The following is a 20,797-nucleotide window of genomic DNA, read 5'->3' as shown; positions in this document are numbered from 1 at the left end:
ACAAAAAAAGACGGCCAACGGCGTATCAGGTCGCCTGTCGCCAGCGTTGGGCACGGGTCAACAGCAGATGACTGACCACCGCATGCAGCAGCTTGACGCCCAGACAGGTGAAGAAGATCAGCACTGCCATGGCGGCCGCGCTGGCGAAGTGCCCGGCTTCGTCGAGATGCATCACCGCGATGGAGGCCAGTCGGGTATCGCTGTTGTAGAGAAATACCACTGCCGAGACGGTCGTCATCGCGTTCATGAACAGATAGGCCGAGATATCCAGCACTGACGGCAGAGACACCGGCAAGGTGATGCGGCAGAAGGTCTTCCAGAACGGCACCTTGAGTGAGGCTCCGACCGCCTCGAATTCCGGATCAAGCTGCTTGAGCGCAGTCACCGAGGTCAGGTGGCAGACGGTATAGAAATGCACCAGGGTGTTGAGCACCAGAATCGCGAAGGTGCCGTAGATCCAGTTCAGCGGGTTGTCGGCCTGGTTGAAGTAGAAGATGTAGGACAGACCCAGCACCATGCCCGGCACGGCCATCGGCATCACCGCCATGAAGTGCAGCCCCTGGCGCAGCGGGCGATAGCCCTGACTCTTCTCGGTCAGCCAGGCATTGAAGAAGATGACCAGCGTGCCGATCAAGGTGACCCAGAAGGCCAGCGTCAGCGAGTTGAGCCACGCGTCCCAGCCACCGCCCGCCAGCGCCTTGAAGGCGTAGTGATCGAGGGTCAGGCTCAGGTTGTAGGGCCAGAACTGCACGAGCGAGGCATAGATGGCGGTGCCGATCACGGCCAGAATCGCGGCGGCCACGCCATAGCAGAGCAACGCGAAGACCCAGTCACGCAGCGGGCTTGGCGTCGGCTGCCAGGGCACGGCGCGCGCCGAGAGCTGCGCGACCTGACGGCGCTGGATCCAGCGGTCCACCGCGAAGGACAGCAAGGCCGGCAACAGCAGGATGACGCTGACCACCGCGCCCATCTGGAAGTTCTGCTGCCCCACCACCTGACGATAGACATCGGTGGCCAGCACACTGAACTGCCCGCCGATGATCTTCGGCACGCCGAAATCGGTGATCGCCAGCGTGAAGGCCACGAAGGCACAGGAGATGATGCCGTAGCGCGCGCCCGGCAAGGTGATGGTCAGAAAGCTGCGCCATTTGGGCGTTCCCAGCGCATCCGCGGCTTCATAGAGACGGGCATCGCTGTTGCTGAGCGCCGTCATCATGATCATCAGCGCATGCGGGAAGATCCAGAAGGTCATGCCCATCACGATGCCGATGGGGCCGTAGATGCTCTCCCCCAGCAGCACATCCTTGAACCAGCCCTGATTGCCGAACAGATACACCAGACTGATGGCTGGCAGCAGTGACGGAGCCAGTAGCGGCAGGATGGACAGCATGCGGAAGACGCGCTTGCCCGGCATGCAGGTGCGGGTGATGCCGTACGCGCACAGGAACGCCAGACTCACCACCGTCAGGGTACTGATCAGCGCGATGCTGACGGAATTGATGATCGAGCCGACCAGCGCCGGCGTCTGCACATAGCGCGCGAAGTTGGCCAGGCCAACGAAGTCGCCGCTGCGGTCCTGCACGCTCTTGAACAGCATGGTGGCCAGCGGCAACAGCAGCCCGATGACCAGCAGCGCCAGGGCCAGCAGCAACATCAACAGACGCAAGCCGGACTCGCCTGACAGCCGACCCGACAAGGGCAATGCGCGCGCCATCATGCCTGCGCCTCCACCAATGGATACAGGCGGATCGCCTCTGACGGCAGACGCACACCCACCCGGGCGCCTACCCGCACGCCCAGAGACTCACTGTCCTTGAGCGCCACATCCGCCGACAGTGTCTGCCCACAGCCCTCAAGCGTTAATGTGATACGCAGGAAGGCGCCGAGAAACTCGACGTGATCCACCTGCGCCGACAGCCCCTCACCCACTGCGCACAGCGAGACGGCTTCCGGGCGAATGGCCAGACGCGCCTGATCCAGACCCTCAAGATCATGCGCCGCGCATTCCAGACGCTGCTGACCCAGACGCAGGGTACTGGCGTTCTCGGGACAGCATTCCAGGAAGTTCATGCTGCCGATGAATTCGGCCACGAAGGCGTTCGCCGGCTGACGATAGATCTCGGCGGGGGTGCCGATCTGCTCGATCACACCATGGTTCATCACCACGATGCGGTCCGCCATGGCCAGGGCCTCTTCCTGGTCGTGGGTCACCATGATGGTGGTGACGCCCAACCGTGCCTGCAGCGCCTTGATCTGACTGCGCAGATGCAGACGTACGCGCGCATCCAGCGCTGAAAGCGGCTCATCGAGCAACAGCAGCCCCGGCTCGGTCGCAAGCGCCCGCGCCAGTGCCACGCGTTGCTGCTGGCCCCCGGACAGGGCCGCCGGATACTTGCCTTCACTGCCGGCCAGGTCCACCAGGGTGAGCAGCTCTGTCACGCGCCGGCGCATCGCGTCACGCGCATCGCGCCGATTGCGCAGCCCATAGGCCACGTTGTCGAACACGGTGAGATTGGGGAACAGCGCATAGGACTGGAAGACGATGCCGAAGTCGCGCGCCTGCGGCGGCAGCCGTGAGATGTCCTGGCCGCGCTGGTGGATGGTGCCTTCGCTCTGCGGCGCAAGCCCGGCGATGGCGCGCAGCAAGGTGGTCTTGCCACAGCCGGAGGGGCCGAGGAAGCACACGAACTCGCCTTCGCGGATCGCAAGGTCGATCTCGCTCAGGGCCGTGAACTGGCCATAGCGCTTGGTGAGGCCGCTGATCTTGAGGTGAATGCTGTCTGACGACGCAGAACGCGTGGTGAGTGCCTGAGGCGCTGCGTCACGCGCAGGCGCCTGGGCTGCAGGGCCGGAGACCGCGCGAGGCGAGGCGCCGGCAGTCGCTGGCGGCGCTTGGCGCGAGGCGTGATGACGCGGAGGTGCGGTCACAAGAGACATGCGAGAAACTCCCGACCCCGGCGCAAGGCGCCGGGGCAATGACGAAGGTGGCTGGGCGTGACTTACTGACTGTCGGACTTGCCGTCGTAACGGCGCTGCCATTCGGCGAGCACTTCATCCCGCTGGTTGGCCGCCTTGGCAAAGTCAGCCTCGATCATCATCTCGGTGATGTTGGCCGGATAATGCTCGATCGGCTTGGCCACCCCCGGATAGGCCACGACCGCATAGCCTTCGTTGTAGAGTTCATTGGCCGGCTTGGACACTGCCCAATCCATCAGTGTCTGCGCCGCCTCACGCTTGTCGGTGCCCTTCATGATCGCCGCGGCTTCCATGTCCCAGCCCAGCCCTTCCTCGGGGAAGACCAGGTCCACCGGTGCGCCCTGTGCCTTGAGGCGCGCGCCTCGGAAGGCGAAGGACACACCGACCACGGCCTCGCCGGAACCGGCCAGATTGCAAGGTGCGGAGCCTGAGTGGGTGTAGCGGGCAATGTTGTCGTGCAGGCGGTCCATGTACTCCCAGCCGCCCTCGTCACCCCACAGCTGCAACCAGCTGGCGACATCCAGATAACCGGTACCGGAAGAACTCGGGTTGGGCATGATCACGTGGCCCTTGAACTCAGGACGCGTGAGGTCTTCCCAGGACGTCGGCTTCGGCACTCCCAGTCGCTCACCTTCGACGGTGTTGTAGCAGAGCGAGGCGACCCAGGCGTCCATCCCGACCCAGGACGGGTCCTGGCCATCACGGTAGGCGGGGTCGACGAACTTGCTATCCAGCGCCTCGACTCCCTTGGGGGCATAACGCGACAGCATGCCTTCCTTCTCGAGCACCAGCAGGCTGGTCGCGGCCAGGCCCCACACCACATCCGCCTGCGGGTTGTCCTTCTCGGCCAGCAATCGTGCGGTGATCACGCCCGTGGAGTCGCGTACCCATTTGATGTCGATATCCGGATGCGCCTGCTGGAAGCGCTCGGCATATTTCTGCAGATCATCGGACTCCACCGCGGTATAGACGGTGAGCTCGGTGGCCGCCTGGGCATTGAGGGAAACGACTAGACCAACGGCACTGGCCAGCAAGGAACGGGTCAAGAAGGACATCGGGACTCTCCAACGCTTGGAATGAATGGCTCTCGCCATCTGGTATATACCAAGAGTATGGGCGGGCCGAATGACACCCCCGTGACAGTCAGTTGAAGGCCCAGTGAAACAGTGTTACCTCATATAGTGTCCCTGTAGCGCGGGTTCAGGGCTTGTTCTTGAGCGTGACGGTGATGCACAGCGCATTGTGCAGCCAGCGCTCTTCGTCATAGCCGATGGGACGATGCTGCTCATCGAAGGTAGCGCGACGTACGGTCAGACCGGGACTACCCATGGCGACCCCCAGCTCCCGGGCGGCCTGCTCCCCCAGCGACTCGGAGTAGAAGCGCAGCTCACGGTGGGCCAGCGTCAGGCCATAGCGCCCGCGCAGCTCCGCCCACAGTGACACCCCGAACTGCCCCTCCTCGAGCAGTCCCGGGGCACGCTCCGGCACCACCCACATCGACTCGCTGAGCACGGCGCGCTCATCCACGAAACGCCGGCGGCGAATATGATAGAGCGGTGTCTGGGCCGCCAGGCCCAGCGCTTGCGCAGCCGGTGGGTAGGCCTGAACATCGGTCAGCAGCACTTCCGTCCGTGGCCGCCGCCCCTGCGCCGTCACATAGTCATTGAAGCCGGAGTCACGCGTGGGGTCGTAATCCAGCCGCGGCGGCGACACGAACCACCCACGCCGATTGCTGCGATGAATGCGCCCTTCTCCCTCCAGCTGCCCCAACGCCTGACGCAACGTCACGCGCGTGGTATCGAAGCGCTCGGCCAGCACGCGTTCCGAGGGCAATCGCCCATCTTCAAAGGCATCAGGGTCCTTCAGCTGTTCGCGCAGGCGATCGGTAAGGTGGAGGTAATACGCATCACTCATGACGAGGGGTCCTGACCAAAGATGAAGGGGTTGCCACTACCGGGTAATAACACGGCGCCGCTTGCCCCGCCGGCGAAGAAAATGCCCGGGACTCTGCGCCGCCAAACGGCTGGACGCTCCAGAAACTATCACATTCGCGTGACTCGCACTGGCCTGCCAGCTTACGTGCCGCTGGCGCTGCAGGGTTTCATGACAGCCGCCTGGTTGAGCTCACAGGCGTGGATGGCGGTGGGATGACACGCTGATGTTCAAGGAGGGGGTGAACGCACAATGCGCAGCCTCTAAAGACTGCGCATCGCATGGGTAAACAGGAAACGAATGACCGGCGGGAGAACTCAGAACTCGCTGACGATATTCAGGTACTGCTGCATGTCCCCGACCATGGCCTGCTCCAAGAGCTTGCCTGTCTCGATGGCATAGGGCTGCTGGAAGTGAATGTCCCACAGGTCTGACTCCGTGCGCCAATGCTCGTATATCACCAGCGTGTCGTCCTGCCCGTCGATGGTATACAGATCAAACACGAGATTGCCCGGCTCCTCACTGCGCGTCTTCGCCACATGCGTGGTGAATTGCTGCAGCAATCGAGCGCGATATTCTTCCTTGATCTTGAAGATGAAGAAGATACTGAATACCTCATCTTCCGGCTGCACGTGCCTGGGGTTCGCCTCATGCAATGGCGCCGGGTCAGTATCGTTCAAGGGCATCACCTCGAATGGCGATGCCAACGCCGTGTCAGCCAGTTTCAGCAGGGCTTGCGCGTATGGCTGATTCACATGTGCCTGATGAGCTTCGGCGCTTGCCCAGCGCTCGTAGGCGAAGATGGTGGTGGGAGAATCCTTGGCCGCGAAGAAACGCATTTCCAGCATCTCCGGTTCAGCCGCTGAGCCCAGCTTGTTGTCAGCCAAGGCCTGCTTGAAGGTAGCGAGTTGTTCGGGCTTGACGTCAAATTTCACGATCAAGGTGAGCATGGAGATGCCCCTTATAGTCAGTGGTTGTCATAGGCCCAACGGCAAGAGCTGTTACGTCACGTGGCAGCAGGTCTGTCTCGGGAAGTGACTGACACTATCTCTCGCTGCCTGGCTGAAAAACCCGCGGCGCAGAGAAAAACTTTCAATGAAACCTTGAACGTGAATACAGCCCCTTCCTCTGCAATGCGCCGCTTGAAACAAGAAACTGCGGCCTCACGCAGATTCAGAACGAAAGATCCCGCAGGCAGGGCTACAGGATCAACGAATACAGACAACTCATCGACCAGCTCACGTCCTCAACCCAGGCCCTGCTTGCCACTCGCGGCAGAGATCAGCGCCGCCCCACATGACGTGTGACAGCCGTGAAACGCTACCGGCTTGCCATTCAAGCTGATGGTGGGATGCCCCTAGATGATGCTGCAGATGCTGTGGCCATCCTTGGGACACCTTACCATGCCCCCCACCACTGCCACCGGCTTGCCCTCCAACAGATAGTTGGACTGGGCATACACCACCTTGCCGCCATGTGTGGTGCTATCACCTGGCACTATAACGCCATCGCCGGAACTGAGCATCCGAGACCCTACAGCTGGGCCGCTTTGAAGACTCGCTCTCCCATGTGTCAACGTCCTCTTCCACGCCGAGTCAGCCGTTGCTTGGGCCATTGAGGGAGTCTTTTCCTCAAGCATTGGACAAGAAATACGCATGACGTAATGACAACGATTTATTTCACTTTCTGGCACCATTCAGAACACTCAGCAAATAAACACAACTCATGCCGAGTAATATTATTTATATAATACGTCATGTCTTTCATGCTGCTCTGGCACGTGTCACGCAACTGAACATCGTCGCACCCGCTCGTCCAATCATCGTTGAGGTGAATGAGAGGCAAGCTTTCCCCGCCAGGGTGTGGACATTGACATGCGCATAATTTATCGTTGCCAACGAATTTGATAACGAGAAAAAATAAAAACACCGTTTTGCCAAGCTTGGGGCTGACCAACAACTCGCATCAGCGCCCTTGCAAGGCTTGACCGATAACAAGGACGCGTATGCGATATCATTATTCCGATGAAGGCAGATGCATGCCACGCCGCCCTCCCCCAAGTTCCCGCCTGACCGGGAAGTGCCACCAACTCCGTCTTCATTGACCGAGATTGCCGATTATTGATGACGCGGCCCACGTGCTGCGCTGGATGCCATTTGCTTGAGCAAATGACGCAGAACTACGTCCACGGCTAAGAACCTTCCCCTCCTTACTCGTCGCTATCGACAACCGTTTGCCCTTAGGCGACTGCGTTGCGTAGCGCCCTGTTTCCCTACCGAGGGCCAGTTCTTGAATAACGAATCGCTATATCAATTCTCTACCCTGACTGTCGTACTGCTGCTGCTTGCCTTCTATGGCGGCACCTACCTGATGACGCTGGGGATCCGCAAGAAAAATGAAGATGCCGATGCCTTCATGGTCTCCAACCATCGCGTTGGCTTCGGCATGGGCGCGGCAAGCATGACGGCTACCTGGATCTGGGCGGCCTCCTTCTATGCCGCCGCCACCTCCGGCTATACCTATGGTGTCTCAGGGCCGATCCACTATGGCCTGTGGGGTGCACTGATGATTCTGTTCATCTACCCCTTCGGTCGCCGCTTCCGCAAGCTGGCGCCCAATGCGCATACACTGGGCGAGCTGATCCATGCGCGCCACGGCTCCTCCAGTCAGCTGATTCTGGCGCTCTCCAACCTGCTGGGTAGCGTGATCAGCCTGATGGTCAACTTCACCGCCGCCGGGGCGCTCGTCTCCGTGCTCTCACCGCTGTCCTTCCAGGCAGGCGTGATCATGGCGGGTGTGGGGGTGCTGTTCTACACCCTGTGGTCCGGCTTCCGCGCCTCGGTACTGACCGACTTCGCGCAACTGGTTGCCCTGATGGCGATCGCCATCGTGATCATTCCAGCGGTGTTCTTCGCCATGGGCGGCCCGACGGAGCTGGTCGCTGGCCTAGATAATCTGACGCCTGAGCAGGCCAACTTCTTCTCGACGGATGCCATCCTGAACCAGGGGGCGCCCTTCTTCGTCGCTGTACTGGCCTATGCGATCGGTAACCAGACCATTTCCCAGCGCCTGTTCGCCGTCAACGAAGACCACATCAAGCCGACCTTCCTCACCGCGACGCTGGGCTATGGCGCCATCGTCATCGGCCTGGGCATGATTGGCCTGATGGCACTGACACTCGGGGTGGAGCCGCTCAACGGCGACATGAACAACCTCATCCCGCAGATGGTGTCCGAGTATCTGCCGCCGTTCTTCATCGCGCTGTTCTTCATTCTGGTGATCGGCTCGCTGTCCTCTACCGCGGATTCCGACCTTTCCGCGCTATCCGCCATCATCATGGCTGATGTCTATGGCAAGAATATCGCCCGCGGCAAGCCAGACCCGAAGCGCATGCTCTTCATCGGCCGCTTGACCATGATCATCGCCACGGTGCTGGGCATCGTCTTCGCCAGCTTCTCACTGGATATCCTGGTGATGCTGGTCTTCGTCGGGGCTCTGTGGGGCGCGATCGTTTTCCCGGTCATCGCCAGCTGCTTCTGGAATCGCGTGACCAACACCGCCTTCACCACGTCGGTCCTCGTCGCGATGGTGATGTTCTGCCTGGCACGCTTTGAACTGGTGCCGCTGACGGGCATGAGCGGCCTGTTCTTCGAGCTGCTCGCCAGCATCGGCGGCGGCGTGATCATCGGTCTGATGGTATTCGGCTTCCTGGGGCGCATTCTCGGCATCATCGCTGCTGTCGCCGCCATGATCGCCATGCTGATCTTCGCGACCGACTTCCTGCGTGACTACACCGTTCTGCTCGCCTCACTGACCGCTTACGGCACCAGCACTCTGGTGTGTGTGGTCATGAGCCTCGCCAGCCGCCAGGAGCGCTTCGACTTCGACACCATCACCGCACGTGTCGGCAACTATGACGAAGCACTCGACGCAGACGACCACAAGACTTCAGCGCCCAACCAGCCACAGCCGGCGGCCTGAGCCTCGCATGAAGCTGGATAACGTCTGAAGACGGACAACAGGAGACATGCCCCATGACATTGCTTTTCGCTACCTATGTACTGATATGGCCAGCACTCACCCTGGCGGTATTGACCGTCATCTGTCGCGCGGTCGCACGTGATCGTCGCATCGCACGTGAAGAAAAGCGCGAGCTGGTATGAAGCTCTTGGCGTAATGTGACGCCATGAACGCAAAAGCCCGCCTCTGGAATGTCCAGAGGCGGGCTTTTTTACAGCTTACCGAAGAATAGCCTATCTATCACACCTGCTCGACGATCCACTCATGCGCGGGGTCATTCTTGAACTTCCAGACCCGCTTGGGGCCGGCACTGTCGTTGAGACCACGCTGGCCATCAGAAAATCGAGCACATTTCCACGGGCAAGCTCGAAACACTGGCAGGCGATGACGGTCTTAGCACCCTGCTCCTAGAACCATACCTCGCTCTGGACACCGAAGGCCCATTCGCCTCCCGTAAAGCCTGCACTCCCGAGGGCATCGTCTTCGGAGTAATCATTGAGCTCTTCATCCCAGTCACTCCAGGACGCGAACAAGCGAATTTCCGGACGCTTCCAGAAGCCACCGACTTCAGGCTTGAAGGTCGGTGCAATGGTGAACTTGCGATACCCGCCTTCCACGGCATTGCCTGTCGAGCCGGGGTCCAGGTCCATCCATTGATAGCTCAGCTCGTACTGCATCTCGAAATTCGTCGTCAGCTCATTGGCCAGACGCGCATTGAAGGTCGCCCAGGAATACTCATCTCCGTCGTCGTAGCGATCTTTGCTCACCTCTGCCAGAACGGCTGGTGCGAAGCGCCACTTGGGTGCGAGATAGGTCGTGCCGTAAAGCCCCAGACGAGTAGAAGTGGCGTCATCCGTCAGGTTCCCGTCAGCCCCGATGACCTTGGTCTCCGCGCCGAGCCCGCGACCATGCAGCACGGCGGCCTTGAAGCTGCCATCGGCGAGGCCAAAGAAGCTGTCGCCATGGTAGGCCAGCATGGTGTGGAAGCCGGAATCGGCCGCTTCGGCCCCCGTGTCCATGGCGCGCTCTTCATTGTCTGCCGCCGACAGGGCACTGACCATCCACTGCCAGTGGCCGACATAGTTATTCATGGTGAACGTCAGGTTGTCGGTATTGCCGCCAGTATCGGAGTCCTCTGTCGGGTATTCACTGTAACTGCGCCCGTAGACCGAGAAGTTGGCTTTCCAGTCATCGGCAAGCTGGACGTCGTAGATACCTGCGCCGGTCCCGGCGAGGAAGATGAAATCGCTGTCTAGCCAGTGGATATCGAAGTTGTCCCGATCGAAGCGCTTGCCCGCCCAGATGGAGGAGTTCTCGAAGGCGCCGGTAAAGCTCGGCAGATCGCTCAACTCCACGAAGACCTGTCGTACGTTCAGACTGGACTCGTCCGAGGTCCAGTCGTTACTGGTCTCTACTCCGTCGGCAATCATGGTGCGGTAAAGCGCCTTCGTCCCGTTGTCGTAGCGGGTCTTGTAGTTGAATACCGACTCGACGTAGGTGTCGGGCTCGTTCCCCAGCCGCCCGACCGCCCCGCCCACCGAGCCCGCCGGCGTGAGATAGGGGCCGCCTTCGATGCTCTTGCCTCCTTCGCCGATCAATAGCCCAGAGCGAGCATAGGCATTGAAGGAGAAACCTTCTTCGCCACTGGCCTGGCGCTCGACGGCCGCCAGACGCTCTTCGAGGTCCTCGGTCTGCGCGGTCACGCGCGCGGGTTGATCAGCCTCATTCGACTGGCGCTGAACGGCCATCGCGCGCTCTGCCTCGGCGGCGCGACGCTCAGCCGCTCTGGCCCGTTGTTCGGCGTCATCGATACGCTGTTCCAGCTCTGCGAGCCGCGCCTCGATATCGCCTGTCCCGTCGGCATTGGCGAGTCCACTGGTGCTCATGACCGCTATGGCAACGGCCATGACAAGTGGGGTCTTGAGCGGGTGCTGAGGGGGAGTTGTCATGTTGAAGAGAGCCTTTGTTGTTGTTGACGAATCACTCGCTTGGCGATGATCAGCGAAGTGGCGCCCGAATCATTGGCGTTGGAGGGGTTGCCACACTCACTTAATCGTTTAAGACCCTAGTGGCAATCCGGCGCTCCAGACACACGACTTATGTCGAAATTCGACCAAAGGGGAGCGATCACCGCGTAAAACTCCCATTTCTGGCGACATATCGGTGACAGCAAGACCAAAGTTCAGGTTGCGGATATCGACGCCAATCGTTTGACTGTGACTACGCCTTAATCGATTAAGAAGCCACCATCGGACGACGTTGTGACTCTCCCCCACCCAGTCGTCCGATGCGGGTCAAACAACAACAAGTGACGAGGATCCACCATGCAACGCAAGACGCTAATCGCCTCAAGCTTCGCCCTGCTGGGAGCGGCCACCACCGCCCCTGCGATGGGCGCGGACCTGACCATCTCCTGCGGTGCGGTCGGGGCCGAACTGGAACTCTGTGAACAGGGCGTCGCTGCCTGGGAAGACAAGACCGGCCATGAGGTCGATATCGTCTCCACGCCCAATTCCTCGACGGAACGCCTCTCGCTCTACCAGCAGATTCTGTCAGCGCAGTCCGGTGACATCGACGTCTTGCAGATCGATGTGGTCTGGCCGGGCCTGCTCGGCAATCACCTGCTTGATCTGCACCAGACGCTCGGCGAAAAGGCATCGCAGGGCCACTTCAAGACCATCATCGACAACAACACGGTCGATGGCCGCCTGGTGGCCATGCCCTGGTTCACGGATGCCGGGGTGCTCTACTACCGCAAGGACCTGCTGGAGAAATACGGGTTCGCACCTCCCGAGACATGGCAGGAGCTGACAGAGACTGCCACGCAGATCCAGGCAAAGGAACGCGAGGCCGGCAGCGAGAAGATGTGGGGTTACGTCTTCCAGGGGCGTGCCTATGAGGGCCTGACCTGCAATGCGCTGGAATGGGTCGCCAGCAACGACGGTGGCGCCATTGTCGATGCCGATGGCGAGATCACCGTCGACAACCCCAATACGGCCTCCGCTCTCGACCTGGCCGCCAGCTGGATCGGCGAGATCACCCCGCAGGGGGCGCTCAATTATTCCGAGGAAGAAGCCCGCGGCATCTTCCAGTCCGGCAACGCCGTCTTCATGCGCAACTGGCCCTACGCCTGGTCGCTGACCCAGAGCGATGACAGCAAGGTGGCTGGCAAGGTCGGAGTGGTCAAGCTGCCCCACGGCGCCGAGGGAGAAAGCGCGGCGGCGCTGGGCGGCTGGAACCTGGCGGTCTCGAAGTACAGCGAGAACCCCGAGCTCGCCTCGCAGCTGGTGGCCTTCCTCACCGGTGAGTCCGAGCAGAAACGCCGGGCCATCCAGGCCGCCTACAACCCGACCCTCACGGCGCTGTATCAGGACGAAGAGGTGCTCACCGCCGTGCCCTTCTTCGGCACGCTCTACGACACCTTCACCAATGCCGTGGCACGTCCGTCTGCCGTCACCGGTGACAACTACGGCCAGGTCAGTAACGCCTTCTTCAATGCGACCCACAGTGTGCTGAGCGGCGAGCAGAGCGGCGCCCAGGCCGTGGCTCAGCTGAAGGGCGAGCTGGCTCGCATCAAACGTCGTCGCTGGTAACCCGGGAGGTTTCGCATGACAACCACGCTCAATGAGTCAGTGCCGACGGACACGCCCTCGGCCCGGACCCGCAAACGCGGCACCAAGGTCAGACGCCAGCGGGTACGTGCGGCCTGGACCTATCTCGCGCCGATGCTGGTCGCGCTGGCCCTGGTGGCCGGCTGGCCACTGCTGAGAACCTTCTACCTCAGCCTGACCGATGCCTCGCTCTCGGACACGACCGGCGCCGCCTTCATCGGCTTTGAAAACTACCTCGTGAAGGACGACGGCGTCTGGTACGGCCTGCTGGCTGACCCGGTGTGGTGGAATTCCGTCTGGAACACCGTCTATTTCAGCGTCATCTCGGTGTCGCTGGAAGTCGTCTTCGGCATCATCGTGGCCCTGCTGCTCAACGCCGAATTCAAGGGGCGCATGCTGGTCCGCGCCGCGGTGCTCATCCCCTGGGCCATCCCGACCATCGTCTCCGCCAAGATGTGGGCCTGGATGCTCAATGACCAGTTCGGGATCATCAACCACCTGCTGATGGGGCTGGGGCTGATTGATGCGCCCCTGGCCTGGACGGCGGATGCCGATCTGTCGATGTGGGCCGTGATCATGGTCGATGTCTGGAAGACCATCCCCTTCGTGGCACTACTGGTACTCGCCGCGCTGCAGATGCTGCCCAAGGACTGCTATGAGGCCGCCGAGGTCGATGGCATCCACCCGGTGAAGGTGTTCTTCCGTGTCACCCTGCCATTGATCACCCCGGCCCTGCTGGTCGCTGTGATCTTCCGCCTTCTCGATGCACTGCGCGTCTTCGATGTCATCTATGTGCTGACCTCCAACTCGTCGAGCACCATGACCATGTCCATCTACGCCCGCCAGCAACTGGTGGAGTTCCAGGACGTGGGCTACGGCAGTGCCGCCTCCACGATGCTGTTCCTGATCATCGCGCTGGCCGTCGTGGTCTACCTCTACCTTGGCCGCCGCCAACTGGGAGTGGAGAAATGAATCAGACTCCGATGAACCGCTACCAGCTGACCCGACTCGCCAAGCATGTCGGCAAATGGGCCTTGATCGCCATCATCATCGTCTACGCCGTGTTCCCCTTCTATTACGCGGTGATCACCTCACTGAAACCGTCCAGTGAGCTGTTCGAGGTCAACTACTGGCTGACCTCTCTGGACTTCAGCAACTATGCCCAGATCTTTGCGCAGAAGAGCTTCCTACAGGCGATCGGCAACTCGATCCTGATCGCCTTGAGCGTCGTGTTGATCGCGCTGCTGCTGGGCATCACCGCCTCCTATGCGCTGGGGCGCGTGCGCTTTCGCGGCCGCTCCACCGTGATGCTGATCATCCTCGGGGTCTCGATGTTCCCTCAGGTCGCGGTGCTCTCCGGGCTGTTCGAGGTGATTCGCAGCCTGAATCTCTACAACAACCCCGGTGGCCTGATTCTCAGTTACACCATCTTCACGCTGCCCTTCACCGTCTGGGTACTGACGACCTTCATGCGTCAGCTGCCCATGGAGCTGGAAGAGGCCGCGATCATGGACGGCGCCACACCGTGGGAGACCATCACCAAGGTCTTCCTGCCCCTGATGTGGCCGGCCATGGCCACCACCGGGTTGCTCGCCTTCATCGCGGCCTGGAACGAGTTCCTGTTCGCCTTGACCTTCACGCTGACCGACAGCGAACGCACCGTGCCGGTCGCCATCGCCCTGATCTCCGGCGGCAGCCAGCATGAGCTCCCCTGGGGCCCCATCATGGCCGCCTCCGTCACCGTCACCATACCGCTGGTCATCCTGGTGATGATCTTCCAGCGCCGCATCGTATCCGGCCTGACCGCCGGCGCCGTCAAAGGATAATTTTCATGTCATTGCTCGAAGCCCAAATGCAGACCTCCTCCAACTGGTGGCGCGGTGGCGTCATCTACCAGATCTACCCGCGCAGCTTCCTGGACAGCAACGGCGACGGGATCGGCGATCTGCCGGGCATCACCGCCAGCCTCGATTACGTGGCCTCCCTGGGCGTGGATGGCATCTGGCTGTCGCCCTTCTTCACCTCTCCGATGCTCGACTTCGGGTATGACATCAGCGATTACCGTGATGTCGACCCGATGTTCGGCACCCTGGAGGACTTCAAGGCCCTGCTGGAGCGCGCTCACTCGCTCAATCTCAAGGTCATGATCGACCAGGTGATCAGCCACACCTCCGACCAGCACCCCTGGTTCCAGCAAAGCCGTCAGGACCGCACGAATGACAAGGCCGACTGGTTTGTGTGGGCAGACCCCAAGCCCGATGGCACGCCGCCCAACAACTGGCTGTCGATCTTCGGCGGCTCGGCCTGGACCTTCGATTCGCGCCGCCAGCAGTATTACCTGCATAACTTCCTGACCAGCCAGCCCGACGTGAACTTCCATCACCCGGAGGCCCGTCAGGCTCAGCTCGACAACATGCGCTTCTGGCTGGAACTCGGCGTCGATGGCTTCCGACTGGATACCGTCAACTTCTACTTCCACGATCAGGCTCTGCGCGACAATCCGCCAGTGCCAGCAGGCGAAGCCAAGACACTGGGCGCGCCGGATTCCAACCCCTATACCTGGCAGCGCCACGTCTATGACTTGAGCCGCCCGGAAAATCTCGACTTCCTGAGAGACCTACGTGCCCTGATGGATGAATACCCCGGCACCACCACGGTCGGTGAAATCGGTGACGACAAGCCGCTGGAGCGCATGGCGGAATACACCGCTGGGGGCGACAAGCTGCACATGGCCTACGGATTCGATCTGCTCAATGCGCCGCATTCCGCAGGCTATATCCGAGAAGTCATCGAGCGCTTCCAGCGCCTGGCCGGTGATGCCTGGCCATGCTGGGCCCTGTCAAACCACGACGTGGTGCGCAGCGCCACCCGTTGGGGGGCCCACGAAGACCCGGTGTCCTACCCCAAGGTCGCCCTGGCCATGGTGTTGTCACTGCGCGGCAGCGTCTGCCTCTACCAGGGTGAGGAGCTGGGCCTGCCAGAAGCCGAGGTGCCCTTCGAGCGTATTCAGGACCCTTACGGCAAGGTGCTGTGGCCGGAGTTCAAGGGCCGTGATGGCTGCCGGACCCCCATGCCCTGGCGTCAAGCGGCGCAAGGGGACTTCTCAAGTGTCGAGCCTTGGCTACCGGTCGATGAGCGCCACCTGCCACTGGCCGTGGCCAACCAGGAAGACGACGCTAACTCTGTGCTTCATGCCACGCGGATTCTGCTGAACTTCCGCCGTCAGCATCCGGTCTTGCGTGAGGGGGACATTCAACTGGTCGACGTGGGGGACGAGCTTCTGGGCTTCCTGCGTGAGCATGACGGTCAGCGCATGCTGTGCCTGTTCAATCTCACAGGCACTGAACTAAGTACCGCGCTGCCGCAAGCCTACGCAGGCGGCGCGCGTCTTCTCAAGGGCACGGGTTTCACTGCCGAACTGGATGAGGCTCAGCCCCAGACAGCGCGCCTGGTACTGCCGCCCTATCAGGCTGCCTTCCTGGCACTCGACTAACCTTCTTTCGAAAGCCGGTGCCGAGCACCGGCTGGGAGTCGCAAGATGACAAGCGTAACCCTCTCCAAGATCAACAAGACCTTCGGCAGCACGCACATCATCAAGGACCTGGACCTGAAGATCGGCAGCGGAGAATTCGTGGTCTTCGTCGGGCCGTCAGGCTGTGGCAAGTCGACCTTACTGCGCCTGATCGCCGGGCTGGAATCGATCACCGAGGGTGAGATGCATATCGCCAACGATCTGGTCAATGACCTCCCCCCGCGTGAGCGCGGCGTGGGCATGGTCTTCCAGTCCTATGCCCTCTACCCGCACATGACGGTGTACGAGAACATGGCCTTCGGCCTCAAGCTTGCCAAGACCGACAAGGAAAGCGTCGAACAACGCGTGATGGAGACGGCGCGCATCCTTCAGCTCGAGGAGTTGCTGCACCGCAAGCCCAAGGCGCTTTCCGGCGGCCAGCGACAGCGCGTCGCCATGGGGCGCGCCATGGCGCGTGAGCCGAAGATCCTGTTGTTCGATGAGCCGCTCTCCAACCTGGATGCCTCACTGCGGGTGCAGATGCGCAATGAGATCGCCCGCCTGCACCACCGCCTGGGCTCCACCATGGTCTACGTCACCCACGACCAGGTCGAAGCCATGACCCTGGCCGACAAGATCGTGGTACTGCGTGATGGCCGTATCGAACAGGTCGGCAGTCCCCAGACACTTTATCAGGCACCGGCGACCCGCTTCGTGGCCGGCTTCATCGGCTCCCCGACCATGAACTTCCTGCCGGCGGAGCTATTGAGCAGCGATGCCAATAACTGTCGCATCACGACGGCCGGGATCGGCGAGCTGGGCCTGCCTCGCGATGCCGGTAGCGAGCGCGTTGGTAGCCGTCTGATGCTGGGGGTTCGTCCCGAACACCTCTGCCTGGAAGAGGCCCGTGGCGACAACGCCTTCGAGATCGTCAACGTCGAGTACCTGGGCAACGAAGTCTATGTCTATCTGGATCCGAAAGTCGGCGACAGCCTGCTGATCCACCGCAGTGAAGCCCCCAGTCAGTGGAAGATCGGCCAACGCGTCGCGCTGGTGCCGGACCTGGAGCACGTGCATCTCTTCGACAGCCAGGATCGCGCGCTGAGCCTGACCCAGCAACGCCAGGCAGCCTGACGTTCAGGGCCTGTTCTGCAGGGCTTTTTCTCGAGGGCCTGGCAGCCAGGACTGAGTATCCAGCGCCTGCTCACGGCGCCTCAGGCCAACCGCTTCATTCTCCGCAAGGACCCCACGGGCGGGAGCCATGGTTCCCGCCCAGGAGACTCGCATGTCCACGATTCGAGACACCCAGGTGTCGGCCCACGATTGGTGGCGCGGCGCCGTCATCTATCAGATCTACCCGCGCAGCTTTCAGGACAGCAATGGCGATGGCATCGGTGATCTGCCGGGCATCCTCGAGCGCCTGGATTACATCGCCTCGCTGAATGTCGATGCGATCTGGCTATCCCCCTTCTTTACCTCGCCCATGAAGGACTTCGGCTATGACATCAGCGACTATCGCGATGTCGACCCGATGTTCGGCACCCTGGAGGACTTCGACCGTCTGGTCGAGGCAGCGCATGCGCGCGGCCTGAAAGTCATCATCGATCAGGTGCTCTCACACACCTCCGACGCCCACCCGTGGTTCGAGGAAAGCCGCCAGAGCCGCGATAACCCGCGCGCCGACTGGTATGTCTGGGCAGACCCCAGACCCGATGGCGCACCGCCCACCAACTGGCAATCGATCTTCGGGGGCTCCGCGTGGCAATGGGACACTCGCCGCTGCCAGTACTACCTGCACAACTTCCTGATCGAGCAGCCGGACCTCAACTTCCATCACCCCGAAGTCGTGACGGCCATTCTTGAAGAAGTGCGATTCTGGCTGGAGCGGGGGGTGGATGGTTTCCGCCTGGACGCCATCAACTTCTGCACACATGGTGAGCTAAAGGATAACCCGCCGCGGCGTGAGATCGCCGAGGGCTTCATTGGCGTGCGCCCGGACAACCCCTACGGCTATCAACAACATCTTCACGACAAGACCCAACCCGAGAACCTCGCCGTTCTCGAACGGCTGCGGAGTCTGCTCGATGAATACCCCGGCACCACCAGCGTTGGCGAGGTCGGCGACGATGACTCCTTGCGCGTCATGGCCGAGTACACCCGGGGCGACCAGCGGCTGCACATGGCCTATTCCTTCGATCTGCTGACCGAGAACGCCTCACCCGGCCACCTCCTGGCGACCCTACAGACGATGGAAGCGCAGATCGGGGACGGCTGGCCGTGCTGGGCGCTGGGAAATCACGATGTCACACGTCTGGCAACGCGCTGGGACGCCGAAGCCTCGCCGGCGCGCCTGCGCCTCTATCTCGCCTTCCTGCTGACCCAGCGCGGCAGCGTCTGTCTGTATCAGGGCGAAGAACTGGGGCTGAGTGAAGCCCAGCTACGCCATGACCAGTTGGTGGACCCCGCCGGCATCACCTTCTGGCCACGCTACAAGGGACGCGACGGCTGCCGGACGCCCATGCCGTGGCAGGCCGGTGAGTCACATGCGGGCTTCTCTCGCGTGTCTCCCTGGTTGCCGGTTCCCGACTTCCATCATGCCTTGGCCGTCGACCATCAGGAACACGACCCGGCATCGCTGTTGAATGCCAGCCGGGAGCTGCTCGCCTTCCGCCGCCGTCACCCCGCCCTCAGCCGAGGAGAGATCCACTTCCACTCGCTGCATGAGGAAGTCATCTGCTTCACGCGTCTCTCAGGCGGCGAGTCGTTGCTGATCGCGCTCAACTTCTCTGCTCAGGCCCTGACTCTGGAGACCGCCTGGCGAGCGGAAGCCCTCGAGGATGCCCCCGGCATGATCAATGGTCACTGGCAGGCAGGTCGCCTGACGCTGCCGCCCCACGGCGTTGCCATCGCGCGCTGTGTTGGCGAGGTGCACTGAATCTCCCGCTTGCCGATCACGCGACTCACAAGGAGGTCATGATGACCCTGTCTCAACTCGATCCTCACGCACGCCTCGACTGGTGGCGTGGTGCCACGATCTATCAGATCTACCCCCGCAGTTTCATGGATGCCAACGGCGACGGCATCGGCGACCTGGCCGGCATCATCGAGCGCCTGCCCCATGTGGCCAGCCTCGGCGTGGATGCCATCTGGCTGTCCCCCTTCTTCACCTCGCCGATGAAGGATTTCGGCTATGACGTCGCGGACTATCGGGATGTCGACCCGATGTTCGGCCACCTGGAGGATTTCAAGCACCTGGTCTCGCAAGCCCACCAGCTGGGGTTGCGCGTGATCATCGACCAGGTGCTGTCTCACAGCTCCGATCAACACGTCTGGTTCCAGCAAAGCCGTCAGGACCGCCACAACGCCAAGGCCGACTGGTATGTCTGGGCCGACCCGCTCCCGGATGGCAACCCGCCCAACAACTGGATGGCAGCCTTCAGTGGTCGCGCCTGGAGCTTCGATGCCAAGCGTCGCCAGTACTATCTGCACAACTTCCTGGCCAGTCAGCCGGATCTGAATTTCCATCATCCCGAGGTGCGCCAGGCGCAGCTGGACAACCTGCGCTTCTGGCTGGATCTGGGGGTGGACGGCTTCCGCTTCGACGTCGTCAATTACTACTTCCATGACCGCGCCTTGACCGACAACCCGGCGATGGCGCGCGAAGGCGTCAACCCGGGCAACCCGCAGAGCTATCAGCGGATGCAGCACAATATCGAGCAACCGGAGAATCTGGCGTATCTGGAGCGCATCCGCGACCTGCTCGATGAGTACCCGGGCACCACCAGTGTCGGCGAGATCGCCGGCAATGACCCTCTCCCGACCATGGCTGCCTATACCGCCGGCCAACGCCGCCTGCACATGGCCTACACCTTTGACCTGCTCAACAGTGATGGCGATGCCCGCGCGCTTTACGACGTGCTGACGCGCTTTGCCGAGCAAGGCGAAGACACCTGGCCTTGCTGGGCCCTGTCCAATCATGACGTGGAACGCAGTGCGACCAGCTGGGGAGAATCGCGCGCCCTGCTCGCCCTGACGGTGTTGTGTTCGCTGCGTGGCAGCCTGTGCCTCTATCAGGGAGAAGAACTGGGGCTTCCCGAAGCGGAGCTGGCCTTCGAGGACCTGCAGGACCCCTTCGGCATCAACCTGTGGCCCGAGATCAAGGGCCGCGATGGCTGTCGCACGCCGATGGTCTGGGATGACAGCCTGAACGGTGGGTTCAGCCGCTGCGCGACGAAGTCCGGCGTTGAGGCCACGCCCTGGTTACCGGTCTCCCCACGCCAGTTGCCATTGTCGGTGGCGCAGCAGGAAAACCGTGATGACAGCTTCCTGTCGCGAGCACGTCGCCTGCTGCGCTATCGCGGGACCAGCCAGGTGCTGCGCGAGGGTGATCAGACCCTGATTGCCCCCGAGCGGCTCCCGGACAACGTCTTCGCCAGCGTGCGCCAGCATGGAGCGCAACGCTTGCTGTGTCTGGCACACCTCGGGACAGGCGATACGCCGAGCGTGATCGACCCGAGTCAACTGGCGCCAGATATCACCACCTGGACCACCCTCGAGATCGCCGGTGTCACGGCGACACACGCCTCTCACCACCCCCTGTCGCTGATGCCAGGCAGCGCCATGTGGCTCGCCCTCAACTGACGCCTGGCAGATTCGATGCTTCACGGGATGCTCGGTGGATGACGGTCATCCCGGACGCCGCAACAACAATCACAATGATGGAGTCGCACGCCATGCCTTCTGTTAT

At 61.7% G+C, this 20,797-nt stretch carries 15 protein-coding genes and 1 pseudogene; 9 read left to right on the top strand and 7 right to left on the bottom strand.

The genetic code is table 11. From position 1 onward, the window contains the following. Window positions 1-25: 25 nt before the first annotated feature. From R1T44_RS08545 to R1T44_RS08520, 6 genes and pseudogenes are all read right to left on the bottom strand, one after another. Window positions 26-1,717, bottom strand: a complete 1,692-nt coding sequence (locus R1T44_RS08545; RefSeq protein WP_317292880.1) for a putative 2-aminoethylphosphonate ABC transporter permease subunit — start codon at window positions 1,715-1,717, stop codon at window positions 26-28. Continuing rightward, window positions 1,714-2,937, bottom strand: coding sequence for a putative 2-aminoethylphosphonate ABC transporter ATP-binding protein (locus R1T44_RS08540; RefSeq protein WP_317292879.1), 1,224 nt, complete (start codon window positions 2,935-2,937; stop codon window positions 1,714-1,716). Before R1T44_RS08540 ends, R1T44_RS08545 begins: the two co-directional genes overlap by 4 nt. 62 nt (window positions 2,938-2,999) lie before the next feature. Further along, complete coding sequence (locus tag R1T44_RS08535; RefSeq protein WP_317292878.1) at window positions 3,000-4,031, bottom strand: putative 2-aminoethylphosphonate ABC transporter substrate-binding protein; 1,032 nt, start codon at window positions 4,029-4,031, stop codon at window positions 3,000-3,002. A gap of 145 nt (window positions 4,032-4,176) precedes the next feature. Continuing rightward, window positions 4,177-4,890 carry a UTRA domain-containing protein gene (locus R1T44_RS08530; RefSeq protein WP_153635505.1) on the bottom strand — a complete coding sequence of 238 codons (714 nt, stop codon included), beginning with the start codon at window positions 4,888-4,890 and terminating at the stop codon, window positions 4,177-4,179. A 335-nt stretch (window positions 4,891-5,225) separates the two neighbouring features. Then, window positions 5,226-5,858 carry a putative quinol monooxygenase gene (locus R1T44_RS08525; protein WP_153635504.1) on the bottom strand — a complete coding sequence of 211 codons (633 nt, stop codon included), beginning with the start codon at window positions 5,856-5,858 and terminating at the stop codon, window positions 5,226-5,228. A 296-nt stretch (window positions 5,859-6,154) separates the two neighbouring features. Beyond that, window positions 6,155-6,406 (bottom strand): annotated as a pseudogene (locus R1T44_RS08520) (PAAR domain-containing protein). A 791-nt stretch (window positions 6,407-7,197) separates the two neighbouring features. Here R1T44_RS08520 and R1T44_RS08515 point away from each other — a divergent pair. Together R1T44_RS08515 and R1T44_RS08510 are read left to right on the top strand one after the other, a co-directional pair. Continuing rightward, window positions 7,198-8,889: a sodium:solute symporter family protein gene (locus tag R1T44_RS08515; RefSeq protein ID WP_317292877.1), complete on the top strand. Its 1,692-nt coding sequence runs from the start codon at window positions 7,198-7,200 to the stop codon at window positions 8,887-8,889. Between the two features lie 53 nt (window positions 8,890-8,942). Then, a complete protein-coding gene (locus R1T44_RS08510) occupies window positions 8,943-9,071 on the top strand; it encodes a putative transporter small subunit (RefSeq protein ID WP_284727478.1) in 129 nt (42 codons plus the stop codon). A gap of 264 nt (window positions 9,072-9,335) precedes the next feature. Here R1T44_RS08510 and R1T44_RS08505 read toward each other — a convergent pair whose 3' ends face one another. Further along, window positions 9,336-10,835: a carbohydrate porin gene (locus R1T44_RS08505; protein WP_107335101.1), complete on the bottom strand. Its 1,500-nt coding sequence runs from the start codon at window positions 10,833-10,835 to the stop codon at window positions 9,336-9,338. 417 nt (window positions 10,836-11,252) lie between these two features. On the opposite strand from R1T44_RS08505, the gene R1T44_RS08500 reads away from it, so the two are divergent. The 7 genes from R1T44_RS08500 to R1T44_RS08470 all read left to right on the top strand — a co-directional run bounded on the left by R1T44_RS08500 (window position 11,253) and on the right by R1T44_RS08470 (window position 20,691). Continuing rightward, window positions 11,253-12,521 (top strand): ABC transporter substrate-binding protein, encoded by a 1,269-nt coding sequence (locus tag R1T44_RS08500; protein ID WP_284727477.1) that lies wholly within the window; start codon window positions 11,253-11,255, stop codon window positions 12,519-12,521. A gap of 15 nt (window positions 12,522-12,536) precedes the next feature. Then, window positions 12,537-13,511, top strand: a complete 975-nt coding sequence (locus tag R1T44_RS08495; protein ID WP_175090552.1) for a carbohydrate ABC transporter permease — start codon at window positions 12,537-12,539, stop codon at window positions 13,509-13,511. An 11-nt stretch (window positions 13,512-13,522) separates the two neighbouring features. Further along, the gene (locus tag R1T44_RS08490; RefSeq protein ID WP_084208934.1) at window positions 13,523-14,365 is read left to right on the top strand and encodes a carbohydrate ABC transporter permease; all 843 of its coding nucleotides are present in this window, start codon (window positions 13,523-13,525) and stop codon (window positions 14,363-14,365) included. 26 nt (window positions 14,366-14,391) lie between these two features. Further along, window positions 14,392-16,032 (top strand): alpha-glucosidase family protein, encoded by a 1,641-nt coding sequence (locus R1T44_RS08485; protein WP_317292932.1) that lies wholly within the window; start codon window positions 14,392-14,394, stop codon window positions 16,030-16,032. 45 nt (window positions 16,033-16,077) lie between these two features. Then, window positions 16,078-17,184 carry an ABC transporter ATP-binding protein gene (locus R1T44_RS08480; protein WP_175090554.1) on the top strand — a complete coding sequence of 369 codons (1,107 nt, stop codon included), beginning with the start codon at window positions 16,078-16,080 and terminating at the stop codon, window positions 17,182-17,184. Window positions 17,185-17,335: 151 nt separating this feature from the next. After that, window positions 17,336-18,985, top strand: coding sequence for an alpha-amylase family glycosyl hydrolase (locus R1T44_RS08475; RefSeq protein WP_024950906.1), 1,650 nt, complete (start codon window positions 17,336-17,338; stop codon window positions 18,983-18,985). A gap of 38 nt (window positions 18,986-19,023) precedes the next feature. Beyond that, window positions 19,024-20,691, top strand: coding sequence for an alpha-amylase family glycosyl hydrolase (locus R1T44_RS08470; RefSeq protein WP_394805768.1), 1,668 nt, complete (start codon window positions 19,024-19,026; stop codon window positions 20,689-20,691). Window positions 20,692-20,797 lie beyond the last annotated feature (106 nt).

Origin of the sequence: Cobetia amphilecti, assembly GCF_032923285.1 — a bacterium.
GTDB lineage: Bacteria > Pseudomonadota > Gammaproteobacteria > Pseudomonadales > Halomonadaceae > Cobetia > Cobetia amphilecti.
The sequence above is the reverse complement of the archived record's forward strand: the minus strand, read 5'-3'. Positions and strand labels throughout refer to the sequence as shown.